Genomic DNA, 14783 nt, shown 5'->3' on the forward strand with positions numbered 1-14783 from the left:
ATTCACTTTGGCTTCTGAGATAACCAGCTAATTATAGTTCATTTCTATTCTGATTGATGGTTCAGGTATTGTGCATTCGAAACATTAACCCATAAGAAAATATTAATGCTATATTTCGACCATATAAGGGATGTAAGATCATTTAAGCTTATATGTACCTCATATGTCTTATATGGTCAAAAAATGTTTCTGAAATACTTGCTAGGTTTAATCACAATGTGGAACAGTAAAAGTCCAGGTTTCTGATTCGCCGTTTGGAATAATATAACCATTTCCCCTCGCATTTTCAAACCAAAGTTTACCTCTTAATTTTTCTCTTGTACCTACTTCATTTAAGGTTGCGCTATCGTAAAGACGACCATTAATCATCACATATTTGATTTTCTCCGAATTGCGGATATCATCTAAGGGGTTGGCGTCCATGATCACCAAATCTGCCAGTTTACCTACTTCAAGCGAACCGATTTCCTTATTCATACCCAAATAGCCAGCGCCATTTAATGTTGCGGCCCTAATGGCCTGCAGCGGACTAAAACCACCTTGTACCAGCATCCATAATTCCCAGTGTGCACCTAATCCCTGAATTTGTCCGTGCGCACCGAGGTTCACTTTTGTACCGCCATCTGCAATCAGTTTGGTTGCTTTGGCAATATCAATATGGTTGTAATCACTGTATTCAGAAGTGGTTCTGCGTCTGGCCCTTGCATCAATAATTGAGCGTGGCGTATAAGTCATCAACTTTTCGTTTTCCCAAACGTTGGTTCTGTCGTACCAGTAATTTTCACCCCACTGACCACCATAAGCCACAATTAAAGTAGGAGTGTAACCCACTTCCGTATTGTTCCAAAGCGTGGTTACATCTTTGTAAACCGGTAAAACCGGGATGCTGTGCTCAATTCCGGTATGACCATCGGCAACCATATTCATATTAGTAAAAAATGTTGAACCACCTTCAGGCACCACTTCCATTTTTAACTGACGGGCAGCTTCTAAAATTTGTTGACGCTGCTCTCTGCGGGGTTGGTTGTACGATTTTACCGAAAATGCACCTACAGCTTTTAAGCGGCGCAAATTGGCCAAAGCATCATCCAAACTATTAATTACTACTTTAAAATCGCCATCTGCACCATATAAAATTGATCCGGTTGAATAAACCCTTGGTCCAACCATTCGGCCAGCCTTAAGCATTTCACTCTGACTAAAAACCATTTCAGTATTACTCGATGGATCGTGAGACGTAGTTACGCCAAAAGCCAGATTGGCCATATAACTCCAGTCGCTTTGTGGCGTTATCCCATCCGGACTGGTGCGTAAATGTGCATGTACATCAACAATCCCCGGCATAATGGTTTTGCCGTTTACATCTACTACTTTGGCATTGGCCGGAATGTTTACCGCATCCGATTTCCCGATTGCAGTAATTTTATTTCCATCGGTAAGGATGGTTCCGTTTTCAATTACCTCATCGCCTTTCATCGAAATAATCCTGGCGCCTTTTAAGGCCACGATTCCCGTAGGAACATCAGATTTTAAAACGAGGTTAATATCAATTGATGATGCTGCAGTTTTAGGCGTAGTTCCGTCAAAATTGAACGCACTGTTTACATCAATGGTAAAATATTTTGGTCCCAGTGTCCAGTGCAGGTTTTTACTATCGGCACTCCATTGAATGTAAGTTCCACCATCGGTAGTTACTTTGGTAACCGGAATGGCTTTGTTTCCTGCAGATGCATCCTGGGCAGTCCCAATATTGATCATCGGGGTGATGTACACATTAAACAACTCGTTAAATGCCACCCATTTATTATCAGGGCTGATGACGAACTGATTGGCGTATTGTGACGTAAAATGCGTTCTTTCATTGGCGCCATTTAAATCGATACTTTTTAAGGCTTTTTTCCCATCTGCATAACTCTGGAAATAAATCCGGGTGTCGCTATTGTTAAACTGTGGACGGATGCCATTGTCAGAAACCAGCGTTTTTGCACCCCCATTGGAAGGCATGATAAAAATACCTGTTCCACGCCCATAATTGTAACCTAAAACGTCATTTCCACTCCCTTTTCTAAAAACAATTCTATCGCCTTTGGTCGAATATTGAGGAGAATAGTAAAACCCTTTTTCGTCGCTTAAGGTGATGGTTTTTCCCGATTTTAAATCGGTTCTTTTTATTGCTCCGCGTAATTCGTCGCTCCAGGTAGTGTAAACCACATATTTTCCATCCGGACTAAAAGCAGGTTCAAATTCGAAATCCAAACCATTCGTTAACCTTTCGGGTGTTCCTGTGGGTAATTCCTGTTTATACAAAAACCCTGCAGCATTAAAAACGATGGTTTTTCCATCAGGGGAGGTGGTAAGTTGCCTCAACATTTTGGCCGAAAATTCATTACTGAAAACCTGCTGTTCAAAATGTAAAGCCTGTTGTACGGTTTGAATGGTATTGGCTTGAAAAGGAATGGTTGTGTTGATTAATGTACCAATTTCGGTTTTCCGGATTTTTCCTTTTGCATAAAAAACGATGCTTTTGCTGTCCGGTGTCCAGGCGAAATTCGGGTAAACGCCGAAAATGGCCCAGGTTTCCTGCTGGTCGTGTGATAAATCTTCATTTACAGGCCACTCTTCACCCGTTTTTATATTTTGAACATATAAAGTAGATTTTAACCTTACGCGTTTTACAAAAGCAATCATATTTCCATCAGGCGAAACCTGCGGACGGCAAGCGCCTCCCTGCTCATTAATCAAAGTCGTTAATTTACCTGTGGTTAAATCCAACTGACGGATGGCATAAATGGTGCCGTTGGGATCTTTACTATATTCGAAATTTGGCCCCGGGCTTACATCTTCGCTAAAATAAACATATCTGCCATCCGGTGAAACGTTTGGCTCGCCTGCATCCTGCTGATCGTTTTTGCGTTTGGTTAATTGTACACCCTCACCACCGTTGATGCTGTACATCCACATTTCGCCTGCACCTAACGACCGGCTGGCAGTAAAGTGTTTTCTGGCCACAATATATTCACTGTTCGGCATCCAGGTAGCATTGTTCAATAACCTGAAACTCTCCTTAGTGATTTGTTTTTTGCCCGAACCATCACGGTTCATGATCCAGATATTATCGCCGCCACTTTTATCGCTCGTGTAAGAAATGTATTTTCCGTTCGGGCTAAACCTTGGCTGTACATCCCAGGCCGCGCCTCCGCTAATCAGTTTTGCACCGCCGCCGGTAATGGGCATCACGTAAATATCGCCCAGTAAATCAAAAGCAATCTCTTGTCCGTCGGCACTTACATCCAGGTTCATCCAGGTGCCTTCATCTGTGTTTAGGGTGAAGTTTTTCGTGGTGCCCTGGTATTTTTCGATATCCCATTTTTTTTCCTGAGCGTAAGAACTGAAAAATAATAGCGAAAGAGCGGATAGAAAATAGAGGTGTTTCATTATATGCTGGATGGTTATTTGAATAATTCGTGTATTTTTCTTTGATTAGTTTTTTATTGAAATGTATTTGTCTCAACACCGTTGAGCGTTTTGATGATTTATTTCAATCAAATCCGTCATTTCGGGCGGAGTGCAACGCAGTCGAGAAATCTATTGTAGATCTCTCCATTTCGCTTCGCTTCAGTCGAGATGACGAGCATTCTATAAATTTAATCCTTCTTATTTAGCAAAGTTAATAATCTTTTCTAAAGATGATTTTTTCAATTTCTAACAATAATAAGTGGCGATTTTGGATTAAATGTATAGTTTTGATACTGCCGATTTATGACAGCAATAGAGATTTTACAAAAATATTGGGGACACCAGGCTTTCAGGCCGCTACAACAAGATATTATTACCTCGGTTTTAGAAGGGAACGACAGTTTGGCCTTATTACCAACAGGAGGGGGGAAATCGATCTGTTTTCAGGTGCCGGCATTGGTTAAGGAAGGCATCTGTATTGTAGTTTCTCCGTTGATTGCCTTAATGAAAGATCAGGTGGAAAACCTGAAATCGAAAGGGATTGAAGCCATTGCCATTTATGCCGGAATGGGAAAACGTGAAATCGATATTCTGCTCGATAACTGTATTTATGGCAAAATAAAATTCCTTTATCTTTCACCTGAGCGTTTATTGGCTGATTTGGTGCGTGTTCGCATTTCATACATGAATGTAAACCTGATTGCCGTTGATGAAGCACATTGTATATCGCAATGGGGCTACGATTTCCGTCCGCCATACCAGCAGATTGCCAAACTCCGCGAAATTTTGCCTGATGTTCCCGTATTGGCGCTTACCGCCACAGCAACCGATTTTGTAAGGAAAGATATCATTGAGAAACTGGAAATGAAAAATCCACAGATTTTCGTTAAAAGTTTCGCCCGTGATAATTTGAGCTATGTAGTATTTGGTAATGAAGATAAATATAAAAAGCTGATCGATATCTGTAAAAATGTAAAAGGTACCGGATTGGTTTATGTACGTAACCGCAGGGAAACTGCAGAAGTAGCCAATTTCATTAACAGAAACCAGATAAAAGCCGATTTTTACCATGCAGGCTTAGAACGCGATGTTCGTTTTTTAAAACAGGAAGAGTGGAAAAGTAATAAAACGCGCATTATGGTGGCCACCAATGCCTTTGGAATGGGAATTGATAAAGCCGATGTGCGTTTCGTGGTGCATTTGGATCTGCCCGAAAGTCTGGAAGCTTATTACCAGGAAGCGGGAAGGGCCGGGCGCGACGAAAAAAGGAGCTATGCGGTGCTGTTGGCCAACCAATCTGATATTCTGGGTTTAGAATCCCGGTATCTCGATAGCTTTCCTTCTCCGGATGAAATCAGGAAAACCTATCATTACCTGGGCAATTATTTTCAACTGGCATTTGGTGCCGGCGAAGGTTTAACCTTTAATTTTGATATTCCTGATTTTTGTAAGCGTTTTAATATCAGTGTATTAAAAACCATTTCTGCACTTAAATTTTTAGAGCACGATGGCTATCTAACCTTATCCGAAAGTGTCTTTTTACCTTCAAGAATGATGTTTATCGCCAGTCATGAAGATGTTTACCGGTTCCAGATCGAAAACAAAGCTTACGATGGCATTATCAAAACCATTCTCCGCTCGCATGGCGGTGCTTTTGATGGTTTTGTAAAAATCAATGAAGCTGATTTAGCAAAAAGAACCGGACTTTCCTACAAAGATATTATCGCACTGCTTAATAAACTGCAAAGTATTGAATTGCTCACTTATATTCAACAAACCGATCAGCCGCAGTTGCAATATGTTCGGCCGAGGGTAGATATGGATCATTTCGACCTGGATGTAAAATACCTTGGACTGAGAAAAGAGATTTTACATAAACAGATTAATGCGGTGGTGGCTTATGCTTCGTCTAATTTGTGCCGGAGTATTCAATTACTGAACTATTTTGATGAACACCACGCTACAAAATGTGGGGTTTGCGATGTTTGTTTAGCAGAGAAAAGAGCTGAGAACCAAAGTCAGATGGGAGAGGAAATCGAATTCGAAATTGTTTCTTTACTGCAACAACAGCCGCTTAGCCTTGATGATCTGGTTACCAATATTAAAAATGGTGCTGATGCCGAAAGAATTGATGCGATAAGAGAATTATTAGACGCGGGGAAGATTAAAACTGATGGGAAGAAGTATTATATATAGATGTGAGATGTGAGATGTGAGATGTGAGATGTGAGATGTGAGATGTGAGATGTGAGATGTGAGATGTGAGATGTGAGATGTGAGATGTGAGATGTGAGATGTGAGATGTGAGAAAAATGACCCAACAAGTTAGCAATAAAATATTAGTTTTGTATTGAACTATTTAGCCGCCTACAATTAACCAGTTAACCAATTACAACAGTTAACCTCCTTAAAACTAAATGATAACAAAAAACAATAAGAAAACCATCCGTTCATGGGCATTCTTCGATTGGGCAAATTCAGCCTATAACTTAGTCATTACTTCAACTATTTTTCCTGCCTATTACACCATTATTACCACTACCAAAGAACATGGTGATAAAGTGCAGTTTTTCGGAAGGACATATATCAATACCTCACTTTCTAATTATGCCTTGTCATTCGCCTATTTAATTATGGCTTTTGCCTTGCCAATGCTTTCGTCGATTGCCGATAGAAGAGGTAATAAAAAATCGTTTATGAAATTCTTTACCTATATGGGCGGTTTAGCCTGTATCGGGTTGTATTTCTTTAAACTGGATACACTCGAAATGAGTATTATTTTATTTGCGCTGGCTGCTATGGGCTATATTGGAGGCGTACTGTTCAGTAATTCATACCTGCCGGAAATTGCAACAGAAGAGCATCAGGATCGTGTAAGTGCACAAGGTTTTTCTTATGGCTATATTGGTTCGGTTATATTACAGTTAATCTGCTTTCTTTTTGTGTTAAAACCGGAATGGTTTGGCATTACCGATGCTTCTTTTCCGCCACGACTGTCCTTTTTACTGGTGGGTGTATGGTGGATCGGTTTCTCGCAGATTCCATTTAAAGTGCTTCCAAACGGAACCCCGCAAAATGATAAAGTAAAAACCAATATTTTTAAAGATGGCTTTAGTGAGCTATCTAAAGTATGGGGACAGCTAAAACAGATCAATAAACTGAAGGGGTTTCTATTTTCTTTCTTTTTCTACTCGATGGGGGTACAAACCATTATGCTTGCAGCCGCTGGTTTTGCCGAAAAAACATTAAAATTAGGAACTGCTAAACTGATTGCCGTAATCTTAATTATTCAGTTGGTGGCCATTCCCGGTGCGATGCTGATGTCGTTCCTGGCCAAAAAAATCGGCAACGTAAACGTGCTTATTATGGTTGTTTTAGTGTGGATAGGCTGCTGTGTTTATGGCTATTACATCACTAACGAATATCAGTTTTATTCGTTGGCAGCGATTGTAGGCTTAATTATGGGCGGAATTCAATCTTTATCGCGTTCTACTTATTCTAAATATTTGCCTGTTGATACAAAAGATACCACATCATTTTTTAGTTTTTACGATGTAACCGAAAAACTGGCCATTGTTATTGGTTTATTTAGTTTTGCATACATTGAAGATTTAACCGGAAATATTCGCTACTCAATTATCGCTTTGGCATCATTTTTTATTGTTGGATTAGTCTTTTTAGTGCTTTTAAGAAAAATCGAGCGTAAAGAATCGCTAAAATTGTAAGTTTGCAGTCGTTTAGAATATGATGAAAGTAGAATTATTTGTGCCTTGTTTTGTAGATCAGTTGTACCCCGAAACTGCTTTTAATACCTTAAGGTTATTAGAAAAATCGGGATGTGATGTGACCTATAACTCGAAGCAAACCTGTTGCGGGCAACCGGCATACAATGCGGGTTATTGGGATGAAGCTAAAGAAGTGGGCACAAAGTTTTTGAACGATTTTACCGAAAATACTTATGTAGTGGCGCCATCAGCATCGTGCGTAGGGATGGTAAAAGGTGGATTTAACGATCTGTTTACCAATACGATTGTTCACAACAAATGCCGAAGCCTGCAATCAAACATCTGGGAACTTTCTGATTTCCTCGTGAACGTAGCCAAAAAAGATTATTTCGGTGCCGAACTGGAAGGAAAGGCCGTTTATCACGATTCCTGCAGTGCTTTACGCGAATGCAAAATTAAAGATGAACCCCGTCAATTGCTTTCGAAAGTACACGGTTTAGAAATGATCGAAATGGAAGATACCGATATGTGCTGTGGTTTCGGCGGAACTTTTGCCGTTAAGTTTGATGCCATTTCATCGGCCATGGCCGAGCAGAAAGTTAACCACGCATTGGCACAACAAGCCGATTACATTATTTCTACCGATTTATCATGCCTTTTACACCTTCAGGGGTACATTGATAAAAATAACCTGCCAATCAAAACCATGCATATTGCTGATGTGCTTTGTAATGGTTGGCTGGAAAGTACTGAATACTAGTTTAATCTTCGCAGGTTTAATTCGGGATATTTATTTTTTAGCGCTAACGCTCGTTTCTAACAAGCGTTAAACGATTCTATCGTTTACAAACGATAGAATCGTTTAACTATTTATGCACTCGTTTGGAAACGAGCGCAAGCGTTTTTCTATTTCAACCCCCTTTCCATGGTCTGTGTCCCCACAGACCATCATAGTTATAATCAAAGATTTCGGTTTGTGAGGACACAGACCGAGGAAAATACCGGTCTTTAAGTAAATTTAGGATAACGGGCAACTAAACCTGCGAGGTTTTTCGGTTAAAAGAACCACAATTTTGTGTAAAATAAACCTGACCGTCAGCGTTATCCCGATTTAAAGATCAATTTTAAATTAAAGCGTATTTTCAATCGGGATTAAGCAGAGGGCAGGACTACCGCAACCGAAGAACCACTGCAATTGCTTTTCAAAAAAATAATCTTTATTGTAAAAAATAAATTACATCTGCCTTTAAAGATCCGATTGAGCCAATTCAGCTATTGATTTTAACACAATTTAACAAGCTTTATGTTACAATCAACAATACCTTTGTTAAACCTTTTACAGGCTTTCGTATCTAAACAACAAAACAAAATCATCAAAATGAAAAAAATATTCATCGCTTTATTAGGAGTAATGTCGATTGCAGGTGTTGCAAATGCACAAAAAAAGACTTCGGGAGCAATACAATTCGAAAATACCATCGACCCGGCTGCTATGGCATCAGCCAGTGGCATACAATTAACCGACCAGATGAAAGCCCGGATGCCTTCATCGAGCAAAACCAATTTTGAATTATTATTTACAGCGACAAATGCGAGTTACATGCCTGTTGAAGAAACGGAAGACAGCAACGGTGCAGGCGGTGGAGGCGGCGGAATGGGCCGCATGATGATGCGTTTTGGTGGAGGCGGTGGTAACCGCGAATATTATTACACTTTTGCAGATAAAAGCCTTACTGAGGTTTTCGACCTGAACGATACCACTTATTACATGCCGAGCAAATTAACCTTATCTACTTCTGGCCCGATTGGTTCGATGAGAATGGGCGGTGGAAATCCAAATGATACCACCAAGGCAAAACCTGCTCCGGCACCAACTATTGAGGTGGTTAAAACAGATTCTACCAAACAGATATTAGGCTTTACCTGTCACCAGGCGATTGTGAGATCTACAAGGGCAATTAAAATCCTGGATATGGATAAAAATGTTGTGGAAGAAACCAAAATCTGGTACACCAAAGATTTAGGATTCGATTTTTCTCCAAACCCGAATATGTGGACGGAAGGTGCTGTGTTGGCCATTGAAGGAAGGGGTAACAGCTCTATTGCTAAAAGTATCGAATACAGAAACGTAAGCTCGAAAGATGTAACAGCACCAAAAAAAGCGAAACTGATTACCGCTGAAGAATATAAAACTAAAATGGAGAACATGATGAAACGTTTTAGACAGAACAGGCCAGGTGGCGGTCAGGGAAGAGCATTTGGAATGAATTAATTTAAAACCACCATAATAATTCTATCAGCCCCGATTAAAAACCGGGGCTTTTTTTGTATTATTTTTGAAGATTACGCTTCATTGTCTGCGGGAATTTGCCATATAAAATGAGAATGGTTATTATTGAAACAAATTAATAACCTAACCAAGTGATTACAGCAGAAAATAAGACTAACCTTTTAGCAACCAAGCAGCATTTCGAAATTTTAGATGGATTAAGGGGCATAGCGGCCATCATTGTGGTGATTTATCATTTTATGGAAATCGCTATTACCGATTATAACAAGAATTTTTTGTCGCATGGTTTTCTCGCCGTCGATTTCTTTTTCTGTTTATCGGGATTTGTAATTGCTTATGCCTACGATAACCGCGCACCGCATATCGGTTTGATCCAGTTTTTTAAATTGAGGTTAATCCGGCTGCATCCTTTAGTTGTGATAGGCTCAGTTTTAGGACTGCTAACCTTTTTGTTCGACCCGTTTAGCGATTTTTACACCATTTATGGTTTTGGCAAAACAGCGCTGTTGTTTTTGGCATCTGCATTTTTGATTCCTTATCCGGTAATGCCGGAACGCTACACCAACCTTTTTTGCCTAAATGCACCAGCCTGGTCGTTATTTTGGGAATACATTGCCAATATCTTTTATATTCTTATGCTTTATAAACTGAATAAAAAAGTATTGATTGTTTTAGCATTTGTTGGGGCAGCATGGCTTGTTTATATCGGTGTAAAGGTTCCCAATGGAAATTTAGGCGGCGGCTGGGGCGGACAAAATTTTTGGGATGGTGGAGCACGTGTGCTTTATTCTTTTTCTGCAGGGATGCTGGTGTACCGTTTCAACTGGATTATTAAAAATAAACTAGGCTTTTTGGGTGTGAGCCTGCTTTTGCTTGCAGCATTTTTATTCCCTTATGCCGATCGTTACAACTGGATTACCGAACCGATAATTGTATTGTTTTACTTTCCGTTTTTGGTTGCCTTAGGCGCAGGTGCTGCATTAAATCCGGCTTCAAAAAAAATCTGTAGGCTGTCTGGTGAAATATCCTATCCTTTGTATATGACTCATTATCCATTTGTTTGGGTGTTTTTGACTTACGTGGCAGTGGTTAAACCTGCAATGTCAACCTTATGGGTAGTTATTCCTGTTTCGGTGTCGGTTTTAATTATTTTGGCTTATATAATTATGAAATTTATAGATATCCCGTTGCGTAAATATTTGAAGGCCAGATTTTTGATGTAGTATTATGAATGGTTCGTGGCGACACGACCACCGCATAGGGAACACAAACCATGGTGTATAAGACACGAACCATGGCGTAGGGAGTATAAACATGACGGTAGTAATATTAAAAAAATAAAAATAACAGCGTATGAAATCTTTAAAACCTGCCTTGCTTTCGCTTTCGTTAATGCTGCTGCTCAGCTGCACATCATCAACCAGCGATTATGCCTACAACGAAAAAGTAACTTCCATATTTTTGCGCCAGATGAGGCAGATCGACGAAACGGACAGTGTTTTTAGAGATACAACGAAGGTTTATGCAAAGGAATTTTCTGATTCTGTTTCACTGGGGCAGAAAGCAGAAAACCTGGTCAACAATTCAAAAATGGAGCTTGCCGATATTGCAGATCTGAAGCCAGGTAAAGAGGCCGAAAAATTTAATGCTGGGATAGTTGCCTACCTCACAGCTATAAATGATTATGGAAAAACAGCACAACAAATGTTGCAGGCAAAAACCATTGGCGAAAAGAAAAAACTGCATGAACAGCTGATGTTAAAGTACGAAAAACTGAATACTTATCCTGACCGTTTATTAGCAATTCAGAAAATATACCTTAATGAAGTTGGTTTGCAACCGAAGTAGAATTTTAAGCTTATCTATTAATTACGGTGTAAAATCGTATCTTTGCACAAAATAAAATCACATTGTAAGTGATCTTTAAAACTTTTTTATTTAAAAATTAAATCATAGTTGTAGATGATTAACATTACTTTACCTGACGGTTCTGTTCGTCAGTACGAAAAGGGCACTTCTGCCCATCAAATTGCATTGTCAATTTCTGAGGGCCTGGCCCGTAACGTGTTAGCTGCAGAGGTTAACGGTGAGGTTTGGGATTCAACAAGACCGATTGAAGCTGATTCATCAGTAAAATTATTAACATGGAATGATGCTGCCGGCAAATCAACTTTTTGGCATTCATCGGCCCACTTAATGGCCGAAGCTTTAGAAGCGCTTTATCCGGGTACCAAATTTGGTATCGGTCCGGCAATTGAAACCGGTTTTTATTATGATGTAGACTTTGGTGACCGCGAATTTTCTTCGGATGATTTTAAAGCCATCGAAACCAAAATGATCGAACTGGCCAAACAAAAGGAAACTTTTGTGCGCGAAAGTGTAAGCAAAGCTGATGCTGTAAAATATTTTACAGAGAAGGGCGATGAGTACAAATTAGATTTAATTGATGGCCTGGAAGATGGTAAAATTACTTTCTATACCCAGGGTTCGTTTACTGATTTGTGCCGTGGTCCACACATACCGAATACAGGTTTTGTAAAAGCAGTAAAACTGATGAATGTAGCTGGTGCTTACTGGCGTGGCGATGAAACCAAAAAACAGCTAACCCGTATTTATGGGGTAACTTTTCCTAAGGCGAGCGAGCTTACTGAATATCTTTTGATGATTGAGGAAGCTAAAAAACGTGATCACCGTAAATTGGGAAAAGAACTGGAATTGTTTGCTTTTTCAGAAAAAGTAGGAATGGGCTTGCCATTATGGTTGCCTAAAGGAACTGCTTTACGTGAACGTTTGGTAAACTTTTTAACTAAAGCGCAAGCTAAAGCCGGTTACGAGCAGGTGGTAACTCCTCATATTGGTCATAAAAATTTATATGTAACTTCTGGTCACTGGGAGAAATACGGTAAAGATTCGTTCCAGCCGATTAAAACCCCGCAGGAAGGAGAGGAGTTCTTCTTAAAACCGATGAACTGCCCACACCATTGCGAGATCTATAAAACTAAACCGCGCTCTTATAAAGATCTTCCGGTTCGTTTTGCTGAATTTGGTACGGTTTACCGTTACGAACAAAGTGGCGAGTTGCATGGTTTAACCCGTGTACGTGGCTTTACTCAGGATGATGCACACTTGTTCTGTATGCCCGAGCAGGTTAAAGAAGAGTTTAAAAAAGTAATCGATTTAGTGCTTTATGTATTTAAATCATTAGGTTTTGATAACTATACTGCTCAGGTTTCGTTGAGAGATCCGGATAACAAAGCGAAATACATTGGTTCTGACGAGAACTGGAGGTTATCCGAAAATGCGATTATCGAGGCAGCTGCCGAAAAAGGCTTAAATACCGTTGTAGAATATGGCGAAGCCGCTTTCTATGGCCCTAAGCTCGATTTTATGGTGAAAGATGCTTTAGGTAGAAAATGGCAGTTAGGCACCATTCAGGTTGATTATAACTTACCAGAACGTTTCGAACTGGAATACACTGGTAGCGATAACCAGAAACACAGACCAGTAATGATCCACCGTGCACCATTTGGTTCACTGGAAAGATTTATTGCCGTGCTGATTGAACATTGTGCCGGAAATTTCCCGTTATGGTTAAGCCCGGAACAGTTTATTGTTCTTCCTATTTCAGAAAAATATGAAGAATATGCAAAAAAAGTTTTAGATGAGCTAAATAATTCCGATATTCGCGGGCTGATTGACTTCCGGGATGAAAAAATCGGTCGTAAAATACGCGATTCGGAAGTTAAAAAGATCCCATACATGCTCATTATCGGTGATAAGGAAATGGCAGAAGGAAAAGTTTCTGTTCGTAAACATGGTGAGGGAGATTTAGGCGAAATGACGTTGGAAGAATTCAACAATTTATTAAGAAAAGAAATAACAGTTTAAATTAAAACAGTACAAATTTGGCATTAGGAAGACCAGGATTTAACAGGGGACCACGTCCACCTTTTAAGAAAAAAGAAGCAGAGCATAACATTAATCAGTATATAAAATCGCCCGAAGTGCGTTTAGCTGGCGATAATGTTGAACCGGGGATTTATCCTTTGGCGAAAGCTTTGGCGCTTGCTGATGAACTGGAATTAGATTTGGTGGAAATTTCTCCAAATGCAGTACCACCAGTTTGTAGGATTATTGATTACAGTAAGTTTGTTTACGAACAAAAGAAAAAGCAAAAGGAGATTAAATCCAATGCGAAACAAACTGTAATTAAGGAGATCCGTTTTGGTCCTAATACCAACGATCACGATTTCCAGTTTAAACTAAAGCATGCGATAAGCTTTTTAGAGAGCGGTGAGAAGGTTAGGGCTTATGTGCATTTTAAAGGAAGGGCAATTGTGTACAAAGAGCAGGGAGAAATTTTATTGTTAAAATTCGCCCAGGCTTTGGAAGATGTAGGAAAAGTAGAGTTATTACCTAAGTTAGAAGGTAAACGTATGTTCCTGACAGTTGCGCCTAAAGTAGCAAAAAAATAAAAATAGGTTTATAAATTAAAAAACAGGTTATGCCAAAAATGAAAACCAATTCCAGTGCTAAAAAGCGTTTTTCGCTTACTGGAACAGGTAAAATCAAAAGAAACAAAGCATACAAAAGTCACATCTTAACAAAGATGAGTACTAAACGTAAACGTGCTCTTGGAAATGCAGGAATTGTAACTGATGCAGATTCAGGTAACGTTAAACGTATGCTTTGCATCGGAAAGTAATTTATTAATTTCACCAGGTATCAGGCATTAAAGTTCCATTAGTTTGGACGCCGCTTACCAAAAAACAACAACAACATGCCACGTTCGGTAAACGCAGTAGCTTCGAGAAGAAGAAGAAAAAAAATCCTTAATCTGGCCAAAGGCTATTGGGGAGCAAGAAGTAAGGTTTATACTGTTGCTAAAAACACAGTAGAAAAAGGTTTGCAATATGCATACCGTGACCGTAAAGTTAAGAAAAGAGAATTCCGCGGATTGTGGATCCAACGTATCAACGCTGGTGCACGTCAACACGGTATTTCTTACTCTCAATTGATCGGTAAACTAGCTTCAAAAGAAATCGGTTTAAACCGTAAAGTATTGGCTGATTTAGCAATGAATCACCCAGAAGCTTTCAAAGCTGTAATTGATGCAGTAAAATAGAAATTTTCGCCCAGGCGATAATCATATTTAGAAAAGGTTCCGATGCAAATCGGGACCTTTTTTTGTTTACTTGATCGTCATTTCGACTGGAACGCAGTCCCGAATATTCGGGAGAGAGATCTATCTCGAGGTAGATTTAGCTTCGCTGAGAACTCCGTTTACTCCGCTCGAAATGAAAACTCTTTGA

At 39.6% G+C, this 14783-nt stretch carries 11 protein-coding genes; 10 read left to right on the forward strand and 1 reads right to left on the reverse strand.

Annotation, left to right across the window (positions count from 1 at the left end; all coding sequences use genetic code 11):
• Positions 1-207: 207 nt before the first annotated feature.
• The gene (locus ACTJKC_RS18600; protein WP_440794248.1) at positions 208-3435 is read right to left on the reverse strand and encodes an amidohydrolase family protein; all 3228 of its coding nucleotides are present in this window, start codon (positions 3433-3435) and stop codon (positions 208-210) included.
• 324 nt (positions 3436-3759) lie between these two features.
• Between ACTJKC_RS18600 and ACTJKC_RS18605 the strand changes: the two genes are divergently transcribed.
• From ACTJKC_RS18605 to rplT, 10 genes are all read left to right on the forward strand, one after another.
• The gene (locus tag ACTJKC_RS18605; RefSeq protein ID WP_440794250.1) at positions 3760-5652 is read left to right on the forward strand and encodes a RecQ family ATP-dependent DNA helicase; all 1893 of its coding nucleotides are present in this window, start codon (positions 3760-3762) and stop codon (positions 5650-5652) included.
• A gap of 221 nt (positions 5653-5873) precedes the next feature.
• Positions 5874-7181: an MFS transporter gene (locus ACTJKC_RS18610; protein WP_344851004.1), complete on the forward strand. Its 1308-nt coding sequence runs from the start codon at positions 5874-5876 to the stop codon at positions 7179-7181.
• Between the two features lie 22 nt (positions 7182-7203).
• The gene (locus tag ACTJKC_RS18615) at positions 7204-7941 is read left to right on the forward strand and encodes a (Fe-S)-binding protein (RefSeq protein ID WP_440794558.1); all 738 of its coding nucleotides are present in this window, start codon (positions 7204-7206) and stop codon (positions 7939-7941) included.
• Between the two features lie 618 nt (positions 7942-8559).
• Positions 8560-9453: a hypothetical protein gene (locus ACTJKC_RS18620; RefSeq protein ID WP_440794252.1), complete on the forward strand. Its 894-nt coding sequence runs from the start codon at positions 8560-8562 to the stop codon at positions 9451-9453.
• A gap of 149 nt (positions 9454-9602) precedes the next feature.
• Positions 9603-10694 (forward strand): acyltransferase family protein, encoded by a 1092-nt coding sequence (locus ACTJKC_RS18625; RefSeq protein ID WP_440794254.1) that lies wholly within the window; start codon positions 9603-9605, stop codon positions 10692-10694.
• A 130-nt stretch (positions 10695-10824) separates the two neighbouring features.
• Positions 10825-11319, forward strand: coding sequence for a hypothetical protein (locus tag ACTJKC_RS18630; RefSeq protein ID WP_440794256.1), 495 nt, complete (start codon positions 10825-10827; stop codon positions 11317-11319).
• Between the two features lie 114 nt (positions 11320-11433).
• Entirely contained in the window at positions 11434-13359 is a 1926-nt protein-coding gene (gene thrS, locus ACTJKC_RS18635; protein WP_440794258.1) for a threonine--tRNA ligase, read from the forward strand.
• 17 nt (positions 13360-13376) lie between these two features.
• Entirely contained in the window at positions 13377-13946 is a 570-nt protein-coding gene (infC, locus tag ACTJKC_RS18640; protein ID WP_025144713.1) for a translation initiation factor IF-3, read from the forward strand.
• 29 nt (positions 13947-13975) lie between these two features.
• Entirely contained in the window at positions 13976-14176 is a 201-nt protein-coding gene (gene rpmI / locus ACTJKC_RS18645) for a 50S ribosomal protein L35 (protein ID WP_010600880.1), read from the forward strand.
• Between the two features lie 75 nt (positions 14177-14251).
• Positions 14252-14596, forward strand: coding sequence for a 50S ribosomal protein L20 (gene rplT / locus ACTJKC_RS18650; RefSeq protein WP_025144714.1), 345 nt, complete (start codon positions 14252-14254; stop codon positions 14594-14596).
• Positions 14597-14783: the final 187 nt, after the last annotated feature.

The organism is Pedobacter sp. 22226, from assembly GCF_052045455.1.
GTDB lineage: Bacteria > Bacteroidota > Bacteroidia > Sphingobacteriales > Sphingobacteriaceae > Pedobacter > Pedobacter jeongneungensis.